The sequence below is a fragment of the Bordetella pertussis 18323 genome, assembly GCF_000306945.1.
Taxonomy (GTDB): Bacteria; Pseudomonadota; Gammaproteobacteria; order Burkholderiales; family Burkholderiaceae_B; genus Bordetella; species Bordetella pertussis.
The window spans coordinates 1331248-1352189 of sequence record NC_018518.1 but is presented as its reverse complement, the minus strand read 5'-3'; the positions used below and the strand labels follow the sequence as shown (position 1 = coordinate 1352189).

Here is a 20942-nt window from a genome sequence, read left to right as displayed (position 1 = left end):
CCAGGAATACCGGAATGAGCACTACCCACGTCCTTCATCGCTCCTTGCGCCATACTCCGCCGGTCGCCGTGCGCGGCGAAGGCGTCTGGCTGTACGACCAGGCCGGCCGCGCCTACCTCGACGGTTCGGGCGGCGCGGCCGTCTCGTGCCTGGGCCACAACCACCCCGACGTGCGGGCCGCCATGCACGCGCAGATCGATGCGCTGGCCTATGCGCACACGGGCTTTTTTTCCACCGAGATCGCCGAGCGCCTGGCCGACCGCCTGGTAGCCGACGCGCCGGCCGGCACCAGCCATGCCTATTTCGTCTCGGGCGGCTCCGAGGCGATCGAGGCGGCCCTGAAGATGGCGCGCCAGTACTTCGTGGAGATCGGGCAGCCGCAGCGCCGCCACCTGGTGGCGCGCCGCCAGAGCTACCACGGCAATACGCTGGGCGCCCTGGCGGTGGGCGGCAACGAATGGCGGCGCGCCCAGTTCGCGCCGCTGCTGATCGACGTGGCGCACGTTGCGCCGTGCTATGCCTACCGCGACCAGCGCGAGGACGAAAGCGCCGAGCAGTACGGCGAACGGCTGGCGCGCGAACTGGAGGACACTTTCCAGCGGCTGGGCCCGGACACCGTCATCGCCTTCGTGGCCGAGCCCGTGGTGGGCGCCACCGCCGGCGCGCTGACCGCCGTGCCCGGATACTTCCGCCGCATCCGCGAGATCTGCGACCGCTACGGCATCCTGATGATCGCCGACGAAGTGATGTGCGGCATGGGCCGCACGGGCACGCTGTACGCCGTCGAGCAAGAGGAGATCGTGCCCGACCTGATCACCATCGCCAAGGGCCTGGGCGGCGGCTACCAGCCGATCGGCGCCGTCATGGCGCAAGGCCGCATCGTCGACGCCATGAGCAAGGGCAGCGGCTTCTTCCAGCACGGCCATACCTACCTGGGCCACGCGACCGCCTGCGCGGCGTCGCTGGCGGTGCAGGAAGTGATCCGCCGCGACGGCCTGCTGGCGCGCGTGCGCCAGCAAGGCGACGGGCTGCGCCAGCGCCTGATGCAGGCGCTGGGCGCACATCCGCACGTGGGAGATATCCGCGGGCGCGGCCTGTTCCTGGGCGTGGAGCTGGTGCGCGACCGCGCCACCAAGGCGACCTTCGATCCCGAACTGGCCCTGCACGCACGCGTCAAGCGCGAGGCTATGGCGCGCGGCCTGATGGTCTATCCGATGGGCGGGACCATCGACGGCCGCCACGGCGACCATGTGCTCGTGGCGCCGCCGTTCATCATCGCCGACGACGAACTGGACCAGCTCGTCGAGCGGCTGGCCGGCGCCATCGACGCGGCCATCGCGCAGACGCGCGCCTGAAGGCCACGCGCGGCGCGCAACTCAGTAGCGGCTGGCGTCACGGGCGCCAGCGCAGACCGCCGGCACAGACCGGCAACACCACGGGGAAAAACCCCAAAAGGAGTTTGTATGGGCAAGTCAGTCAAACACACCTTGGGCCACCGCAAAGCCTTCAGCCTGGCCGCCGCCTGCGCCGCCGTGGCGCTGGCGTGGGCCGCGCCCACGCCAGCGGCGGCCCAGCAGAAGTTCGTCAGCATCGGCACCGGCGGGGTGACCGGCGTGTACTACGCCGCCGGCGGCGCGATCTGCCGCCTGGTCAACAAGGACCGCGCCAGCCATGGCGTGCGCTGCTCGGTCGAATCGACCGGCGGCTCGGTGTTCAACGTCAACACCATCAAGGCCGGCGAACTGGACCTGGGCGTGGTGCAATCGGACGTCGGCTTCAATGCCTACAACGGCGAAGGCCAGTTCAAGCAAGGCGGCGCGTACAAGAAGCTGCGCTCGGTGTTCTCCATCCACCCCGAGCCCTTTACCGTGCTGGCCCGCAAGGAAGCCGGCATCAAGTCGTTCGAGGACTTCAAGGGCAAGCGCTTCAACGTCGGCAACCCGGGCTCGGGCACGCGCGCCTCGATGGAAGAGCTGCTGGCCAGCATGGGCTGGACGCTGAAGGACTTCTCGCTGGCCTCCGAACTGCGCCCCGACGAACACGGGCCGGCGCTGTGCGACGGGAAGATCGACGGTTTCTTCTACGGCGTGGGCCACCCCTCGGCCAACATCCAGGACCCCACCACGACCTGCGGCGCGCAACTCGTGTCGCTGACCGGCCCGGCGGTCGACAAGCTGGTCGACAAGTATCCGTATTACGCGCTCGCCACCATCCCCGGCGGCCTGTATCCCAATAATCCGCAAGACACCAAGACCTACGGCGTGACGGCCACCTTCGTCACCTCCGAGGATGTGCCCGAGCAGACGGTGTACCTGGTGGTCAAGGCCGTCTTCGACAACTTCGAGGACTTCAAGAAACTGCACCCGGCCTTCGCCAACCTGAAGGCCGCCGACATGGTCAAGAACGGCCTGTCCGCGCCGCTGCACCCGGGCGCCCAGAAGTACTTCAAGGAAAAGGGCCTGCTGTAGACGCAAGCCGCGGCGCGCGCCACCCTGCCGGGGCGCGCGCCTTCGCAACACCGCGCGGGCGGCCGCCAGGCCGCGCGCGCGTCATGACAAGCAGGGGAATCCACGCATGAAAAACGAGTCGTCCACTACGACCGCAGACCTCGAGCAATTGGTCGCCGAAGCCGACCGCGGCGGCCGCCATGCCGGCGGCGTGGCCGGCGCCACGCTGGCCGCCGGCGCCCTGGTCTGGTCGCTGTTCCAGCTCTGGTATGCCTCGCCGCTGCCTTTCTCGCTGCACTGGGGCGTCTTCAACGATACCGAGGCGCGCGCGCTGCACCTGGGCACCGCCATGTTCCTGGGCTATCTCGCCTACCCCGCGACCAAGCGCTCGGCGCGCGACCGCATGCCCTGGTACGACTGGGTGCTGGCCCTGGCCGCCGGGTTCTGCGGCGCCTACCTGTACCTGTTCTACAACGAGCTGGCCATCCGGCCGGGCCAGCCCACCTCCATGGACGTGGCCACCGCCGTGGCCGGCCTGCTGTTGCTGCTGGAAGTCACCCGCCGCGCGCTGGGCCTGCCCATGACCGTGCTGGGCGCCGTGTTCGTCCTGTACGCCCTGGCCGGCCCGTGGCTGCCCGATGTGCTCGCGCACCGCGGCGCCTCCATCGAACGCCTGATGTCGCACATGTGGCTGACCACCGAAGGGGTTTACGGCGTGGCGCTCGGCGTGTCGGTGTCGTACATCTTCATCTTCGTGCTGCTGGGCTCGCTGCTGGACAAATGCGGCGCGGGCAACTACATGATGCAGGTCTCGTTCGCCCTGCTGGGCCACCTGCGCGGCGGCCCGGCCAAGGTCGCCGTGGTGTCCTCGGCGGTCAACGGCCTGGTATCGGCCTCGTCGGTCGCCAACGTGGTGACCGGCGGCATCTTCACCATCCCGCTGATGAAAAAGGCCGGCTACGGCGGCGTGCGCGCCGGCGCCATCGAAACGGCCTCGTCGGTCAACGGCCAGATCATGCCGCCGGTCATGGGCGCGGCCGCCTTCCTGATGATCGAGTACGTGGGCATTCCCTACACCGACATCATTCGCCACGCGATCCTGCCGGCCTCGATCTCGTACATCGCGCTGTTCTACAGCGTGCACCTGGAAGCGCTCAAGCTGGGCATCGAGCCCATGATGGCCGCCGGCAAGCCGCGCACGCCGCTGCAGAAGCTGGCCGGCTGGGGCATGGGCATCAGCGGCACGCTGATCGCGATGGGCCTGGTCTACTGGATCGGCGTGGGCGTGCAGGCGGTGGCCGGCGCGGCCGCGATCTGGATCCTGCTGGCCATGCTGGTGGCGCTGAACATATGGCTGCTGCGCGTCGCCGCGCGCCACCCCGACCTGCCCACCGAGATCGACGTCAACCATCCGGTGCGCCCCGAGCCATGGCCGACGGTGCGCGCCGGCCTGCACTTTCTCATCCCCATCGGCATCCTGGTGTGGTGCCTGAGCGTCGAGGAGCTGTCGGCGGGCCTGTCGGCGTTCTGGGCGGCCGCGGCGATGCTGCTGCAAATGGTGACCCAGCGCCCCCTGACCGCCTGGTTCCGCGGCCAGGCGATCGCGCCCGCCGCCCTGCTGGGATGGCGGGACGCCATCGGCGGCCTGCAGGACGGCGCGCGCAACATGATAGGCATCGCCATTGCGTGCGGCACCGCCGGCCTGATCGTTGGCGCCATCACGCTGACCGGCCTGGGCCTGCGCATGACGGCCTTCGTCGAGCTGGTGTCGATGGGCAACGTGCTGCTGATGCTGATCTTCACGGCCATCGTCTGCCTGATCCTCGGCCTGGGCATGCCCACCACGGCGAACTACATCCTGATGGCCACCCTGATGGCGCCGGTGGTGGTCGAGCTGGGGGCGCAGAACGGGCTCATCATCCCGCTGATCGCCGTGCACATGTTCGTGTTCTATTACGGCATCATGGCCGACATCACGCCGCCGGTGGGCCTGGCCACCTTCGCCGCCGCGGCGATCTCGGGCGCAGACCCGATCAAGACGGGCGTCCAGGGCGTGACCTACGCGCTGCGCACGGCCGTGCTGCCGTTCATGTTCGTGTTCAACCCGCTGCTGCTGCTGATCGACGTCAACTCGTGGACCGAGCTGATACTGGTGGCGGGCAGCGCCACGCTGGCTTCGCTGACCTTCGCCTCGGCAACGCTGGGCTGGTTCCGCGTACGCTGCACGATGCTGGAGATCGTCGTGCTGCTGGCTGTCACGTTCATGCTGTTCCGGCCCGACTGGCTGCTGGACCAGGTATCCGAGCGCTACCAGGCGCGGCCGGCCGCCGAGGTGGTGCAGACCGCCGCGGCGCTGCCCCACAACGGACGCCTGGTCGCCGTGCTGCGCGGCATCAACCTGGAAGGCGACGAGCTGACCAAGACCGTGGCGGTGGCGCTGCCGGCCCTGGACGAAGGCGAAACCCTGCAGGGCGAGGCCGCCGGCCGCAAGCGGCTGACCGACGCCGGCCTGACCATCGTCGCGCTGGGCGACCAGGTGCAGATCGGCGGCGTGCGCTTCGGCAGCACCGCGCGCCGCGCCGGCTGGGAACAGGGCTGGGACGTCCTCGAACTGCGCGTGCCCAATCCCGCGCGTCCGGCGGAATTCTGGGCCTATCTGCCCGGGCTCGTACTGCTGGCCCTGGTGTGGTTCGCCCAGGGGCGCCGCCAGCGCGCGGCGGCGCGCTAGCTGTGAAGATTCAATAGGTTGTATGCATGGTTCATCCGAACCGGATTTGAGAAACTGGAAATCGCCGACCCCCCAGTTCACTCAAGGAGCCCGGCCGGATGAACACCCATAAGCATGCCCGATTGACCTTCCTACGTCGACTCGAAATGGTCCAGCAATTGATCGCCCATCAAGTTTGTGTGCCTGAAGCGGCCCGCGCCTATGGGGTCACCGCGCCGACTGTGCGCAAATGGCTGGGCCGCTTCCTGGCTCAGGGCCAGGCGGGCTTGGCCGATGCGTCCTCGCGCCCGACGGTCTCGCCCCGAGCGATTGCGCCGGCCAAGGCGCTGGCTATCGTGGAGCTGCGCCGCAAGCGGCTGACCCAAGCGCGCATCGCCCAGGCGCTGGGCGTGTCAGCCAGCACCGTCAGCCGCGTCCTGGCCCGCGCCGGTCTGTCGCACCTGGCCGACCTGGAGCCGGCCGAGCCGGTGGTGCGCTACGAGCATCAGGCCCCCGGCGATCTGCTGCACATCGACATCAAGAAGCTGGGACGTATCCAGCGCCCTGGCCACCGGGTCACGGGCAACCGACGCGATACCGTTGAGGGGGCCGGCTGGGACTTCGTCTTCGTGGCCATCGATGACCACGCCCGCGTGGCCTTCACCGACATCCACCCCGACGAGCGCTTCCCCAGCGCCGTCCAGTTCCTCAAGGACGCAGTGGCCTACTACCAGCGCCTGGGCGTGACCATCCAGCGCTTGCTCACCGACAATGGCTCGGCCTTTCGCAGCCGCGCCTTCGCCGCGCTGTGCCATGAGCTGGGCATCAAGCACCGCTTTACCCGACCTTACCGCCCACAGACCAATGGCAAGGCCGAACGCTTCATCCAGTCGGCCTTGCGTGAGTGGGCTTACGCTCACACCTACCAGAACTCCCAACACCGAGCCGATGCCATGAAATCCTGGCTACACCACTACAACTGGCATCGACCCCACCAAGGCATCGGGCGCGCTGTACCCATCTCCAGACTCAACCTGGACGAATACAACCTATTGACAGTTCACACCTAGCGGCGTGCGGCCGGCGGCGGCGGCTCGATCCGCCATGCCGGCCAGCGCGCCAGCGTCAGCGCGCGCAGCAGCCACTCTACCGGCCCATACGCATGGCGGCGCAGCCACCATGCCGACCACGGCAGCTGCAGCGCGAACACCAGCACGGCCAGTCCCAGCACGGAAAGCGGCGCCAGGGTGCCGACCCAGCGCAACCCCCAGGCCGTGAACAGCACCGCACAGACCAGCGATTGCAGCAGATAATTGGTGAGCGCCATGCGCCCGGCCGGCGCCAGCCAGCGCGCCAGCCGCGCCCCCGCCGGGCGGCGCATCGCCAGCAGCAGCGCGGCCGCGTACGAAGCGCTCAACAACGGCGCGGTCAGCATGCCCGCGCCCAGGCCGATGAGATCGATGCCCAGCGGCTGGCCGGGCAAGCCGCTCCAGGCATAGACGGCGGCGCCCGCCGCGCCCAGCGGCAAACCCACGGCCAGCACGGCGCGCAACAGGCGCGGATGCGCCAGCGGGTCGGCCAGCGCATGGCGCCGGCCCAGCGCCAGGCCGGCCAGGAACATCGCCAGCACGAACGGCCCCTGCACCAACAGCACCACCATCCAGACGCCATGGGTCAAATCATGGATGTGCCGCGCGATCGTGGTGCCTATGGTGCCGCGGTAGGCCTGCAGCGCCGCCAGCGCGTCCTCCTGCGTCAGCGCCAGCGTGGCGGGATCCTGCGGCGTCATGAGGCTGAGCACGCCCAGCGCCAGCCAGCCCAGCCCGGCGAGCAGCGCCAGCCAGCAGGCCCAGCGCAGCGCCCGTTCGGGCGCCGTGCGGCGCAAGGCCAGCAATAGCGCGCCCAGCACGGCGTACGTCAACAGGATGTCGCCGTGGTACAGCAGCACCGCATGCGCCAGCCCCAGGACCGCCAGACCGGCCAGCCGGCGCAGGAAGCGCGGCGCGAAGGCCGCGCCGGCCCGCTGCGCCGCGTCGATCTGCAAGGTGAAGCTGTAGCCGAACAGGAACGAAAACAGCAGGTAGAACTTGGATTCGAACAGCACGGCCACCAGCACGTTGACCCACTGGTCCAGCGGCCGCGAGAACGCCGGATCGGGCAGCCCGGTACCGTAGTAGACCGAGGCGAACACACCGATGTTGACGACCAGGATGCCGAACAGCGCGAAGCCGCGCAGCGCGTCCAGATGGGCCAGGCGCTGCGCGGCGGTGCCGTCGTTCACGCTCAGAACACCGGCGACAGCACCGGCTGCCTGGGACGCACGTTCAGTTGCCGGCCCTTGCGGGCGCGCTTGCCGACGTACGGCGCGAGCGCGGCGCCGGCCAGGATGTCCTCGGTCTGCTTGTTGCGGTAGATGCCGGCGGCGCGCAGGCCGGCCGCGCCGATCGGCACGGTCTGGTCCAGCTTGTCGGCGGTGTCCAGCCCCATCAGGATGGTGCCGCGCCCGCCGCCCGACAGGCTCTTGACCTCGTCCAGGTCGAACACCAGGAACTTGCCCTTGGCCGACAGCAGCGCCAGCTGGGTCGCCCCCTCGAACAGCGGAACCGGCCGCAACAGCTCATCGCCCTTCTCCAGGGTGATGAACTGCTTGCCAGCGCGCTGGCGGCTGCTCATGTCGCTGAGCCGGGCGGCAAAACCGAAGCCGCGCCGCGTGGCCAACAACCAGCGGCTGTCGGGCGCCGCCGCGATGGTGTGCACGATGCGCGTGCCGGCCTCGAGATCGATCATGGTGGTGACCGGCTGGCCATCGCCACGCGCCGACGGCAGGCCGGATACGGCCACCGAATAGACGCGGCCGTTGTCGCCCACCGCGATCAGGGTATCGGTGGTGCGGCACTCGAAGGCGCCGTACAGGTCGTCGCCCTGCTTGAAGCTGAATTGCCCGGCATCATGGCCGTGGCCCTGGCGGGCGCGCAGCCAGCCTTTCTGCGACACGATCACCGTGACGGGCTCGTCGACCACCTTGGTCTCGAGCACCGCGCGCTCGGCGGTTTCGATCAGGGTGCGGCGGTCGTCGCCGTACTGCTTGGCGTCGCCCTCGATTTCCTTGATGAGCAGGCGCTTGAGCGAGCCCGGGTTGTCCAGCAGGTCCTGCAGGCGCAGCTGTTCTTCGCGCTTGCCGGCCAGTTCCTGTTCGATCTTGATGCCTTCCAGGCGCGCCAGCTGGCGCAGGCGCATTTCCAGGATGTCCTCGGCCTGGCGCTCGGTCAGCCCGAAACGCGCCATCAGCGCGGCGCGCGGCTCCTCGGCCTCGCGAATGGTCTGGATGACCTCGTCGACATTGAGGTAGACCACCATGCGCCCTTCCAGCACATGGATGCGGTCGAGCACCTTGTCCAGGCGATGGCGCGTGCGGCGCACCACCGTATCGGTGCGAAACGCCACCCACTCTTCCAGCACGTCGCGCAGGCTCTTCTGGCGCGGCCGGCCATCGGTGCCGATGCACACCACGTTGACCGGCACGTTGCTTTCCATGCTGGTCTGCGCCAGCAAGGTGTTGACGAATTCGTCGCGATCGACGCGCGAGGTCTTGGGCTCGAACACCAGCCGCACCGCCGCGTCCTTGCCGGACTCGTCGCGCACCGCGTCGAGCAGGCTGAGCATGACCGCCTTGGCCTGCTGCTGCTCGGCCGAAAGGCTCTTCTTGCCCGCGCGCACCTTCGGATTGGTGATTTCCTCGATCTCTTCCAGCACCTTCTGGCCCGAGGTGCCCGGCGGCAGCTCGGTCACCACCAGCTGCCACTGCCCGCGCGCCATTTCCTCGAACTGCCAGCGCGCGCGCGCCTTCAGCGAGCCGCGCCCGGTGGCGTAGATCTGCGCGATATCGGCCGCCGGGGTGATGATCTGGCCGCCCCCGGCGAAATCCGGGCCCGGCACCAGCGCCAGCAGCTCTTCCTGCGGCAGCTTGGGATTGCGGATCAGCGCCACGCAGGCCTGCGCCACCTCGCGCAGGTTGTGCGAGGGAATCTCGGTGGCCATGCCCACGGCGATGCCCGAGGCGCCGTTGAGCAGCATCACGGGCAGGCGCGCCGGCAGCATGGCCGGCTCCTGCTGGCTGCCGTCGTAGTTCGGCACGAAGTCGACCGTGCCCTCCTCCAGCTCGTCGAGCAGCAGCTTGGAGAACGGCGTCAGGCGCGCTTCGGTATAACGCATGGCCGCCGCGTTGTCGCCGTCGCGCGAGCCGAAGTTGCCATGGCCGTCGATCAGGGGATAGCGCAGCGAGAAGTCCTGCGCCATCCGGACCATGGCGTCATAGGCGGCCTGGTCGCCGTGCGGGTGGTACTTGCCCAGCACGTCGCCGACCACGCGCGCCGACTTCACCGGCTTGGCGCCTGCCGCCAGCCCCATGGCCTGCATCGCGTACAGGATGCGGCGCTGCACCGGTTTCTGGCCGTCGCCCACATCGGGCAGGGCGCGGCCGCGCACCACGGACACGGCGTAGTCCAGGTAGGCCTGCTCGGCATAGCGGCCCAGGGTGATGGCTTCGTGGGGATCGGTGGCGCCACCGTCGAACAGGCCCGGTTGATTGCTGTCGCTCATGATGTACTCGGATTTGACTATTGCTTGTCCGCCGCATCGGCCAGCACCGCGCCGGGCACGTGCGCGCGCAGCTGCGCGCGCACCGCCTGCAGGACATCGGCGGACTGGCCGCGCTTGGGAATGATCACGCCTTGCAGCGGACTGATGAACAGATACAGATGGCTGGCGGTTTCCTCGACCTGGCCCACCGCCTCCCATGGCATGGTACCGCTGGCGCCGGCGGCGGCGTCATCGACGCCGCGCGGCCCGAAGTCCAGCGTGTGCCGACCCAGGAAGGGATTGTCGGGCTGGCGGCCCAGCGCGCGGCGCACGTTGCCGCGCGCCAGCCGCGGCAGCGCGTACTCGTAGCCGGCGGCCAGCAGCGCGAACACCGCCAGGCCGACGGCCAGCGCCTGCGCGTACGCCGGCAGCGCCGCGCCCCAATCCAGCTGCCTGCCATCCCATACGCGCAGCAGGATCACCGCCAGCAGGCCCGCGGCCAGCAGGACGGCGAAACGCAGGTGCGACGCATGGCGGCGGCGCAGCGCCGGACGCTGGTACGCATAGGCGGTGAATGCCGCATAGTCGTCGACCGTCAGGTCGACCACCATGCGCACCGGCACGCTGCTGTCGGGCGCCTGCGCCATCAGATATCCAGCTCCGCCAGGTTGCCCTTCTCCTCGATCCAGGCACGCCGCTGCGACGACTCGCCCTTGCCCATCAGCATGTCGAACATGCGGGTGGTGTCGCCGGGGGTCAGGTCGCCGTAGCCGACCGGCAGCAGCCGGCGGGTGTCCGGGTTCATGGTGGTCTCCCACAGCTGTTCGGGGTTCATTTCGCCCAGGCCCTTGAAGCGGCTCACGCTCCAGGCCGACTCGCGCACGCCTTCCTTGCGCAGCTTGTCCTGCGCGGCCTCCAGTTCGCCGGCGTCCAGGCAGTAGATCTTGCGCGCCGGCCGCTTGCCCTGCGCCGGCACGTCCACCCGGAACAGCGGCGGCCGGGCCACGAACACGTTGCCGGCCTCGATCAGCTTGGGGAAATGCCGGTAGAACAGCGTCAGCAGCAACACCTGGATGTGCGAGCCGTCCACGTCCGCGTCCGAGAGGATGCAGATGCGGCCGTAGCGCAGGCCCGACAGGTCGGGCTCATCGCCCGGGCCGTGCGGGTCCACCCCGATCGCCACCGAAATATCGTGGATCTCGTTGTTGGCGAACAGCCGGTCGCGGTCGACCTCCCAGGAATTGAGCACCTTGCCGCGCAGCGGCAGAATGGCCTGGAACTCCTTGTCGCGCCCCATCTTGGCCGAGCCGCCGGCCGAGTCGCCCTCGACCAGAAACACTTCGGTGCGGCTGGCGTCGCTGGACTCGCAATCGGTCAGCTTGCCGGGCAGCACGGCCACGCCCGAGCTCTTGCGCTTTTCGACCTTCTGCGCCGAACGCTGGCGCGCCTGCGCCTGGCGGATGGCCAATTCGGCCAGCTTCTTGCCATATTCGACATTGCTGTGCAGCCACAGGTCCAGGGCGCTCTTGGCGAAGCAGCCCACCAGGCGCACGGCGTCGCGGCTGTTCAGGCGCTCCTTGATCTGGCCCTGGAACTGCGGGTCCAGCACCTTGGCCGACAGCACGAAGCTGGCGCGCGTGAACACGTCCTCGGGCAGCAGCTTGACGCCCTTGGGCAGCAGGCTGTGCAGCTCGGCAAACCCCTTGACCGCGCCGAACAGGCCTTCGCGCAAACCCGATTCGTGGGTGCCGCCGGCCGGGGTCGGGATCAGGTTGACATACGACTCGCGCACCACGTTGCCGTCCTCGGCCCAAGCCACCACCCATTGGGCGCCCTCGCCTTCGGCGAAACTGTCGTGGTCGGCCCCGGCGTACTGCTGGCCCTCGAAGAACGGGATCATCAGCTCGGCGCCGGCCAGCGCCTCGGCCAGGTAGCCGCGCAGGCCCTCCTGGTACTGCCAGGTGCGCGTGTCGCCGGTTTTCTCGTTGACCAGCGACACCTTGACGCCCGGCAGCAGCACGGCCTTGCTGCGCAGCAGGTGGGTCAGCTCGGCCATCGGGATGGCCGGGCTGTCGAAATACTTGGCGTCGGGCCATACCCGCACGCGGGTGCCCGACTTCTTGCGCCCGCCCTCGGGGTACGGCGCCAGTGCTTCGATCACGTCGCCGCCGGCGAACACCAGCCGGTGCACCGCGCCGTCGCGCCACACCACCACCTCCAGGCGGGTGGCCAGCGCGTTGGTGACGGACACCCCCACGCCATGCAGGCCGCCGGAGAACGCATACGCGCCGCCGCCCTGCTTGTCGAATTTGCCGCCTGCGTGCAGGCGCGTGAAAACCAGCTCGACGACCGGCGCGTTCTCTTCCGGGTGCAGGCCGACCGGAATACCGCGTCCGTCGTCCTCGACCGAAATGCTGCCGTCGCCGTGCAGCGTGACTTGAATCTGCTTGCCGTAACCGGCCAGCGCTTCGTCGGCCGCGTTGTCGATGACCTCCTGCACGATGTGCAGGGGGTTCTCGGTGCGGGTATACATACCCGGGCGCTGGCGCACAGGCTCCAGCCCCTTCAGAACGCGGATCGACGCTTCGGTGTAACGTGGTGTGGCCAAGTTATCCCCAACATCTGTGGAAAAAAACCGACATTTTACGGACAAGTCCATATTCGGCGCGGCTCCAGGTGGGATGCGCACGCGCTGACCAGCCGCGAATTCGGTACGATGAACATTGTGACAGCCGCCGGACCCTTTTGTAGGCCCGGTGACGCCGCAACATCCTACACAAAACCGGCAAACCCTGTTGTTAATGACAGTGGTATGCTTTAATCCTTCCTACACGTCGAACAAGAACAGCGGCCGCATGCTCCATGCACGGGTCGCGCAGCGGAATCCGAGAATCACCATCATGAGCGAGCAAATCAAGAACGTCAGCGACGCCAGCTTCGAGGCAGATGTGCTGAAATCCGGCCAGCCGGTGCTGGTGGACTACTGGGCCGCCTGGTGTGGCCCCTGCAAGATGATCGCCCCCATCCTCGAAGAGGTGGCTGCCGAATACGCCGGCCGCCTGACCGTGGCCAAGCTGAACGTGGACGAAAACCAGGACACGGCGGCCAAGTACGGCGTGCGCGGCATTCCGACCCTGATGCTGTTCAAGGACGGCCAGGCCGCCGCCACTAAGGTCGGCGCCCTGTCCAAATCGCAACTGACCGCATTCCTGGACGGCGCGTTGTAAAATCCGGGAATGCGCCGCCAATCGGCCGCGCATTCCCCCCTGATTCCCGCGCGGGCCCGTCCGTGGCCCGCCGCCCGAACCCTTCTTCTTATCTCCCCCTACATTCACCGCGATGCACCTCAATGAACTGAAGGCGCTGCACGTGTCGCAGTTGCTGGAAATGGCCGCCGGCCTGGAAATCGAGAACGCCAACCGCCTGCGCAAGCAGGAGTTGATGTTCGCCATCATGAAGCGGCGCGCCAAGCAAGGCGAACAGATCTTCGGCGACGGCGTGCTGGAAGTCCTGCCCGACGGCTTCGGATTCCTGCGCTCGCCGGACACCTCGTACCTGGCCAGCACCGACGACATCTACATCTCGCCGTCGCAGATCCGCCGCTTCAACCTGCACACCGGCGACTCCATCGAGGGCGAAGTACGCACCCCGAAGGATGGCGAGCGCTATTTCGCGCTGGTCAAGGTGGACAAGGTCAACGGCTCGCCCCCTGAAGCGATCAAGCATCGCATCATGTTCGAGAACCTGACGCCGCTGCACCCCAACCAGGTGATGCGTCTGGAACGCGACATCAAGAGCGAGGAAAACCTCACCGGCCGCATCCTCGACATCTTCGCCCCCATCGGCAAGGGCCAGCGCGGCCTGATCGTGGCGCCGCCCAAGTCCGGCAAGACGGTGATGATGCAGCACGTGGCCCACGCCATCACCACCAATTATCCGGATGCGGTGCTCATCGTCCTGCTGGTCGACGAACGCCCCGAGGAAGTGACCGAAATGCAGCGCACCGTGCGCGGCGAAGTGGTGGCCTCGACCTTCGACGAACCGGCCACCCGCCACGTGCAGGTCGCCGAAATGGTCATCGAGAAGGCCAAGCGCCTGGTCGAGATGAAAAAGGACGTGGTCATCCTGCTGGACTCGATCACCCGCCTGGCCCGCGCCTACAACACCGTGGTGCCGGCCTCCGGCAAGGTGCTGACCGGCGGCGTGGACGCCAACGCCCTGCAGCGCCCCAAGCGCTTCTTCGGCGCGGCGCGCAACCTCGAGGAAGGCGGCTCGCTGACCATCCTGGGTACCGCCCTGATCGAAACGGGCAGTCGGATGGACGAAGTCATCTACGAAGAATTCAAGGGCACCGGCAACTCCGAAGTGCACCTGGAGCGCCGCCTGGCCGAAAAGCGCGTCTACCCGTCCATCAACCTGAACAAGTCGGGCACCCGCCGCGAAGAGCTGCTGATCAAGCCCGAACTGCTGCAGAAGGTGTGGGTGCTGCGCAAGTTCATCCACGACATGGACGAAATCCAGTCGATGGAATTCATCCTCGACAAGATGCGCGCCACCAAGACCAACGCCGAATTCTTCGACATGATGAAGAAATAAGCCTGGCTTGCGCCACGCCCGTCCCGACCCCCGGCCCGCGCCGGGGTTTTGCTTTGCGGGCGCGCTTCAGTGCTCGGGCTGCGGCTCCTGCTGGCGCGTCGGCGCGCGCGACTCCACCGGCGTCACCTTGGGATCGTCCCAGGTGCCGGTGACCGCATACTCGGAAGACATGGCGCGCGCCAGCGGCTGCTTGAGCAGCCACTGCGTCACGAAAGCGCCCAGGCCGATCAGCGGATTGACCAGCGCGGCCGTCACCGCCGCCGCGCCGCTGGCGTCCAGGTTGGGCACCACCACCGCCCGCATGTCCCAGCGCTCGTCCACGATATTGGTGTTGCCGGCCAGGACGATCCCGGCCACGGGACCGCTCAGCTTGTAGCCCTCGGTCGTCAGCACGCCCTGGCTGAGCGACATGTCGCCGCGGATCGTGTCGAACGGAAACCCTTCGCGCAGCAACCCGCCCGGGTTGGCGTCCAGGCGCGCCAGCCGCTGCAGCGACTGCAGCGACAGCAGTTCCAGCAGGCGCGCGGCGCGCGAATTCACATGCAGGAAACGGCCATTGTCCAGGCTGACGCGCGCCTTGCCTTCCAGCTCGGCCAGGTTGTACGACCAGGGCAGATTGCGCCAGGTGACGGTGCCCTCCAGGCTGCCCTTGCCCCCGCCCACGGTCTGAGGCAGGCCGACCCGGTCCAGGAACTTGCCCAGGTCGCTGAACTCGGCATTGGCCTGCACGGTCAGGCCGCGCTGCGTGCCGTCCAGGCGCCAATTGCCCGTGGCGTCGAGCCGGGCGGCGTCGTTGGCGATCTGCAGCTTGTCCAGCCGCCACAGGCGGCCACGCTCCATGTTGGTGCCGATCAGCTGCAGGCTGCCCAGCTGCTTGCCGTACAGGCTGAACTCCTCGGCCTGCAGATCGATGGCGGGAATATCCTCCAGATCGTTGCCAGCCGACAGCGCGTCCTCTTCCTGGCGCGTGTCCTCCTCGCCCGCCAGCGCCAGCCGCTTGAAACGGCCGGTCACGCGGCCGGCGATGGCGCCCGAGGCCTCCGTCCACTCCAGCGTGCCCAGTGCCTGGCGCGAGTCCACCGTCACGCGCCACTGCGAGGCGGTCGGCCGCTGGGCCGCCAGTTTCAGGTCATCGAGGGTATAGCCGGCCACGCGCAAGCGGTCGGCGGCCAGGTTGATCTGATCCGGCTGCGGCAGCAGCGGCACGCGCGACGGCTGCCGCCGGCCGCTGGAAGGCTCGTCGAAATCGGCCTTCATGGCGTCCCAGGCGTCGAGGTCCAGTTCGGGCAGGGTCGCGGCCACGGTCAGGCCGCGCTGCGGCAGGCTGGCGGCCCGGTTCACGCCCAGCGCGCCGCGCGCGAAATAGGCCCGCGAGGCATCGGCCGGATCGTACTCCAGCAGCACATTGATGTTCTCGGCCAGGCTGCCCGACAGCCAGCGCCGGCCGCGCGGCCCGCGGTCGTTGGCCGGCCCCCATTGCAGCTTGAACGGCATGGCGCCGCGCGCAGGCTTGCCCACCGGCGCCGGCATGTCGATCGCCAGGCCGTCCAGGTTCGATTCCATCGAGATATCGACCGCCCCGCCCTTCAGGTAGTTGAGCTGCCCGCGGTAGGCGCTCTGGCCCGACAGGCGCTTGAGCGCCGGCGCCTTGCTCACTTCGCCCAGGCCCGCCGCCGTCAGCGTGCCTTCGAAGCGCAGCGGAGCGCTGCCCTGCTCCAGCACGCCCCAGATACGCGCCGGCCCGCCCAGGAAGCGGGCATGGATTTCCTTGGCGCTCATGCCCAGTTCGGAGAACGCCAGCTCGCCGCGCAATTGCGTCAGCATAGGCATCTCGGGCATGAAGCGAAACGCGTTGCCGGCGAATACGATGCGCCCCTCGACCTTGGTGTCTTCGGCATTGAGCAGCGGCACATCCAGCGCCAGCGGCACCTCCCACTGGCCGGTGCCCTCGGCCTCGGCCAGCGCCCCGTCGAGCAGTTCGCCCAGCGGCGAATTGGCGGCCAGCGCCAGATACGCCGGCACCGCGCCGGAACTCTGGCCTTCCACGTGCAATTGCGCGTGGTCTTCCATGTCGGGAATCGCGGCTTTCACCGCCCCCAGGCTCACCACCTGGTCTGCGGCGGTGCGCACCAGGCCGCCGCCGGCGCTGTCCAGGCTCAGGCTCACCTTGTCCACGGCGAAGTTGCCCGACAATTGCTCCAGCCTGGGCCAGGCCTTGCGCTTGCCCTCGGCCGGCGCGTAATCGACCACGGCATCCTGGTACCGTCCCGCGATACGGAACTGCCCCTGCGCGCCCGGCTCCGAGAACGGAAAATCATCCAGGTCTCCCGCCAGGGTGATGGCGGCGTCATGAACCGTCCCTGCAGGCAGGCCCGTCGCCAGCCACAGGCGGGCATCCTCGTTCACCTCCAGGGGCAGGTAGCGGTGGATGGCCGGCATCGACGCGCGCGCCAGGCTGCCGCGCAGGTCCGCCGTGCCGGCCGCCGACTTGCCTTGCTGGCGCCAGGCGCCGTGCAGGGTCGCATCCAGGTCGGGATTGGCCAGCTGCAGGCGGCGCAGGTTCAGGGTCAGCGGCTGCCCCGCCGGCTCGGTCAGGGTGGCGTCGAGTTGCGCCCGGTCCAGCGCCAGCGGGTGTTCGAATATTTCGGGCAGGTTCAGCCACAGGCCATCCGCCTGCCCCGTGACCGACACGCCGGCGCCGTCGGCGCTGCGCGCCAGCGGCAGGTCCGAAAACTGCAGCAGGTCGCCCGGGGCGCCCTGCAGGCGCCACTGGGCGCTGTCCACGCTGACCGACGCACTCTGGCCGGCGCGCCAGTTCAGCCCGCGCAGCGCCGCATCCATCGTCAGGTCGGTGAACTTGCCGTGATCCAGTTGCAGCCAGGCGCGCGCCGCATAGCGGCCCTGGGCCGCCGGTATCGCGACCCAGGGCGCCCAGGCCGCCGGCTCGGCGTCCTGCACCTCGGCATACAGCTGGCCGCTCCAGCTGGCCGGATTGCTGCCGTCGCGCGCGAACAGGCTGCGGTTGAGCTCGCCGCGCAGCGATACCTTGGCCGCCAGCTGCGCGGGCGGACGCACGCGCAGGGAAAAACGATGCGACAACACCCCGTTGCGCATCAGCAGGTCCAGGCCATCGAGCCGCAGCTCGGGCGCCTGGCGCGCTTCGTCCTGCCAGCGCAGCGTCACGCCGTGCAGGGCCAGCTCGCGCTGGCGCGCCAGCCAGCGCAGCGCCGGCGATTCGGTGAACCCGTGATCGGACGGCGCAGCCAGGTCGATCGATTGCCCGGCGACCCACAGGCGATCGGCGGAATCGCGCCGCACCAGCAGATCGGCGCCGTCGATGCGCAGGCTCTGCAACGTGGGCGACAGCTTGAGCACGCTGCGCCAGCCCAGCACCGCCGCCACCGAGGGCAGGCTGAGCACCGGGTCGGCCTGGTGATCGTAGATGCGCACCCCGGACAGGTTCAGGCGCGGATTCAGGCCGCTCCAGTCGGCGCTCAGGCTGTCGCCACCCGCGAACCCAGCGCCTGGCTGGCGTACTGCTCGATCTGCGGCCGCCATTGATCGGCCCGGGGCAACACCCAGTAACGCAAACCCAGGAAAGCGACCGCCAGCACGCCATAAATGGCGAACACGCTCCAGAACAGCAAGCGAAGAATTTTCGTCGATACGGACACGGGCGGCGGGCAGGAAGAGGCGTCTTGCAGTATCGTCCCCTTATACATGAATCCCGCCTTTCCGTCTGCCTGAGTCCCGCCATGTCTTCCGCCCCTCCCTTCGCCGCCGCCCTGGCCTGGTCCGGCCACCTGCGCCGCCGTCTCGACGCCCATCCCGACCTGGCGGCCTGGCTGGCCAATGCCTGCGCCCACCCCGTCAGCGCCAACGTGCTGGCGGCCTGGCAGGCCGAACTGAGCGGCCCGGACGCGCCGGAAGTGCTGCCGGTCGAGCAATGCCGCGGCATGCTGCGCAAGCTGCGCGAGCGTGTCTTCCTGACCCTGATCGTGCGCGATCTGGGCGGGCAGGCAGACCTGGAGGAAGTGGTCGGGGCGATGACGGTGCTGGCCGACATCGCCGTGGGCACCGCCTACCGCAGCGTGGCCGCCGAACTTGCCGCCGTCCACGGCCTGCCGCGCGAACAGAGCACGGGCGATCCGCAGGAAATGCTGATCGTCGGCATGGGCAAGCTGGGCGGCCGCGAGCTGAACGTTTCCTCCGATATCGACCTGGTCATGCTGTACGGCGACGAAGGCGAGACCGACGGCCCGCGGCGCATCAGCAACCACGAGTTCTACGGCCGCCTGACCCGCCGCATGATGCCGGTGCTGTCGGAAGTCGATGCCGATGGCCAGGTCTTTCGCACCGACCTGCGGCTGCGCCCCGATGGCGACGCCGGACCGCTGGCCTGGAGCCTGGACGCGCTGGAGCACTATCTCATCGGCCAGGGGCGCGAGTGGGAGCGCTACGCCTGGCTCAAGGCCAGGCTGATGCCGGCGCAGGCGTTTGCCGACAGCAACCCGGACGCCCAGGCGCGCCAGCTCGAAAGCCTGCGCGTGCCGTTCGTCTACCGCAAGTATTTCGACTTCGACGCCCTGGCGGCGCTGCGCGCCCTGCGCGAGTGCATACGCCAGGACTGGCAGCGCCGCGCCCTGGCGCGCAACGGCGTGGACAGCGCCAACAACATCAAGCTGGGCGATGGCGGCATCCGCGAGATCGAGTTCATCGTGCAGTTGTCGCAGCTCATCCGCGGCGGCCGCATGCCGGCGCTGCAACGCCGCGGCCTGCTCGAAGCGCTGCACGCCGAGCGCGCCGCCGGGCTGGTGCCCGAGGGCGACGCGCAGAAGCTGGAAGCCGCCTATCGCTTCCTGCGCCGCACCGAGCATGCCCTGCAATACCGCGAGGACGAGCAGACCCATCTGCTGCCGGCAGACCCGGCCCAGCGCGCAGCGCTGGCGGCGGCCCTGGGCTACGAACCGGCCGCCTTCGAGCGCACGCTGGCCGAGCATCGCGCCTTCGTGTCGCAGACCTTCCGCAACGCCTTCCGCCTGGCAGGCATGGGCGAGGAGGACGACAGCCCCGCCCCCGCGCGCACGCACGCCAACGGACACGCCATGCGCCCGCATGCCGGCGCCCTGCACGATATCGAGGAGCGCCTGGCCGGACAGATCCAGCGCGACTTTCCCGAGCACGCCGAGGACCTGCTGCGCCGCACCGAGACGCTGCTGGGCAGCCATCGCGTACGCAGCCTGCCCGACAGCAGCCGGCACCGGCTCGAAGCGCTGCTGCCGGCGGCGCTGACGGCGGCGACGCAGACCAGCGCGCCCATGGATGCCGCGCTGCGCCTGTTCGACCTCATCGAAACCATCGCGCAGCGCAGCGCCTACCTGGCGCTGCTGGCCGAGTACCCCGATACCCTGGCCCGCGTGGCGCGCATGGTGGCGGCCAGCCCCTGGGCGGCCCAGTACCTGACCCAGCACCCCCTGTTGCTGGACAGCCTGATCGATTGGCGCACGCTGTTCGAACCGCTGGACTTCGCCCAGGTCGCGCACCAGCTGGCCGCCGACCTCGACGCCTGCCGGCTGCCCGACGGCGAGCCCGACATCGAACGGCAGATGAATCTGATGCGCGACGTCCAGCGCCAGGCCAGCTTCCAGCTGCTGGCGCAGGACCTCGAAGGCGAATTGACGGTGGAGAAACTGGCCGACCAGCTCTCGGCGCTGGCCGACCTGCTGCTGGCCGAGACCATCCGCCGCGTCTGGCCGCTGGTCAACCGGCGGCCCGGCGCCGAGCCGCACCTGGCCGTCATCGCCTACGGCAAGCTGGGCGGCAAGGAGCTGGGCTACGCCTCCGACCTGGACCTGGTGTTCCTGTTCGACGACGACCGCGAGGACGCCGCCGAACTCTACGCCAAGCTGGGCCGGCGCATGACCTCGTGGCTATCGACCATGACGTCGTCGGGCCGCCTGTACGAAGTCGACCTGCGGCTGCGCCCCGACGGCAACGCCGGGCTGCTGGCCGTCTCGCTGGAGGCCTTCGAGCAATACCAGCGCTCGCACGCCTGGCCTTGGGAGCACCAGGCGCTCACACGCGCGCGCTACGCCGCCGGCGACACCGAGGCCGGCGCGCGCTTCGAGCGCATCCGCGCCGACATCCTGGTCATGCCGCGCGACGTGCAGGCGCTGCGCGGCGAGGTGCTCGGCATGCGCGACAAGATCAGCGCCGGGCACCCTAACCGCTCCGAGCTGTTCGACGTCAAGCATGACCGCGGCGGCATGGTGGACGTGGAATTCGTCACCCAATACCTGGTGCTGTGCCATGCGGCCACGCATCGGGTGCTGGTCAACAACCTGGGCAATATCGCGCTGCTGCGCCTGGCCGGCGAAGCGGGCCTGATCCCGGCGCCGCTGGCGCTGGCCGCCGGCGACGCCTACCGCACGCTGCGGCGGGCGCAGCACCAGCTGCGCCTGAAGGGCGTCGACAAGGCGCGCGTGCCGCCCGGGCAACTGGCCGCCGAGCGCGCCACGGTGTGCGAATTGTGGCAAACCGTGCTGCAGGACGGCACGATCGCGCAAGCCGAAGTAAAATAACGGTTTTTCCCCGCTGCAAAGCCGCTTTTCACG

General features: G+C 68.9%; 11 protein-coding genes and 1 pseudogene. 7 read left to right on the top strand and 5 right to left on the bottom strand.

The genetic code is table 11. The features are described from left to right. Positions 1 to 14 precede the first annotated feature (14 nt). The 4 genes from BN118_RS06390 (at position 15) to BN118_RS06375 (ending at position 6224) form a co-directional block, all read left to right on the top strand. A complete protein-coding gene (locus BN118_RS06390; protein WP_003818660.1) occupies positions 15 to 1355 on the top strand; it encodes an aspartate aminotransferase family protein in 1341 nt (446 codons plus the stop codon). Positions 1356 to 1463: 108 nt separating this feature from the next. Then, entirely contained in the window at positions 1464 to 2468 is a 1005-nt protein-coding gene (locus BN118_RS06385; RefSeq protein WP_003818658.1) for a TAXI family TRAP transporter solute-binding subunit, read from the top strand. 106 nt (positions 2469 to 2574) lie between these two features. Then, entirely contained in the window at positions 2575 to 5175 is a 2601-nt protein-coding gene (locus BN118_RS06380) for a TRAP transporter fused permease subunit (RefSeq protein ID WP_014905635.1), read from the top strand. A gap of 98 nt (positions 5176 to 5273) precedes the next feature. Next, positions 5274 to 6224 (top strand): IS481-like element IS481 family transposase, encoded by a 951-nt coding sequence (locus BN118_RS06375; protein WP_005013747.1) that lies wholly within the window; start codon positions 5274 to 5276, stop codon positions 6222 to 6224. Here the strand turns inward: BN118_RS06375 and BN118_RS06370 are convergent. Genes BN118_RS06370 through BN118_RS06355 form a run of 4 tightly spaced genes read right to left on the bottom strand, consistent with a single transcriptional unit; the run spans position 6221 to position 12391 of the window. Beyond that, entirely contained in the window at positions 6221 to 7435 is a 1215-nt protein-coding gene (locus BN118_RS06370) for a DUF418 domain-containing protein (protein WP_010930282.1), read from the bottom strand. The genes BN118_RS06375 and BN118_RS06370 overlap by 4 nt on opposite strands. A 2-nt stretch (positions 7436 to 7437) precedes the next feature. Further along, positions 7438 to 9753 (bottom strand): DNA topoisomerase IV subunit A, encoded by a 2316-nt coding sequence (parC, locus tag BN118_RS06365; RefSeq protein ID WP_010930281.1) that lies wholly within the window; start codon positions 9751 to 9753, stop codon positions 7438 to 7440. A gap of 17 nt (positions 9754 to 9770) precedes the next feature. Next, positions 9771 to 10379, bottom strand: a complete 609-nt coding sequence (locus BN118_RS06360) for a YcxB family protein (RefSeq protein ID WP_010930280.1) — start codon at positions 10377 to 10379, stop codon at positions 9771 to 9773. Next, positions 10379 to 12391 (bottom strand): DNA topoisomerase IV subunit B, encoded by a 2013-nt coding sequence (locus tag BN118_RS06355; protein ID WP_047122788.1) that lies wholly within the window; start codon positions 12389 to 12391, stop codon positions 10379 to 10381. The genes BN118_RS06360 and BN118_RS06355 overlap by 1 nt, the downstream gene beginning before the upstream one ends. A 241-nt stretch (positions 12392 to 12632) precedes the next feature. On the opposite strand from BN118_RS06355, the gene trxA reads away from it, so the two are divergent. Further along, positions 12633 to 12959 (top strand): thioredoxin TrxA, encoded by a 327-nt coding sequence (gene trxA, locus BN118_RS06350; RefSeq protein WP_023852918.1) that lies wholly within the window; start codon positions 12633 to 12635, stop codon positions 12957 to 12959. A gap of 112 nt (positions 12960 to 13071) precedes the next feature. Further along, positions 13072 to 14328 (top strand): transcription termination factor Rho, encoded by a 1257-nt coding sequence (rho, locus tag BN118_RS06345; RefSeq protein WP_003810577.1) that lies wholly within the window; start codon positions 13072 to 13074, stop codon positions 14326 to 14328. 66 nt (positions 14329 to 14394) lie between these two features. Here rho and BN118_RS06340 read toward each other — a convergent pair. Beyond that, positions 14395 to 18050, bottom strand: a pseudogene (locus BN118_RS06340) (YhdP family protein). Between the two features lie 33 nt (positions 18051 to 18083). Between BN118_RS06340 and glnE the strand changes: the two are divergent. Continuing rightward, the gene (gene glnE / locus BN118_RS06335; protein WP_041166152.1) at positions 18084 to 20909 is read left to right on the top strand and encodes a bifunctional [glutamate--ammonia ligase]-adenylyl-L-tyrosine phosphorylase/[glutamate--ammonia-ligase] adenylyltransferase; all 2826 of its coding nucleotides are present in this window, start codon (positions 18084 to 18086) and stop codon (positions 20907 to 20909) included. The last annotated feature ends 33 nt before the right edge of the window (positions 20910 to 20942 follow it).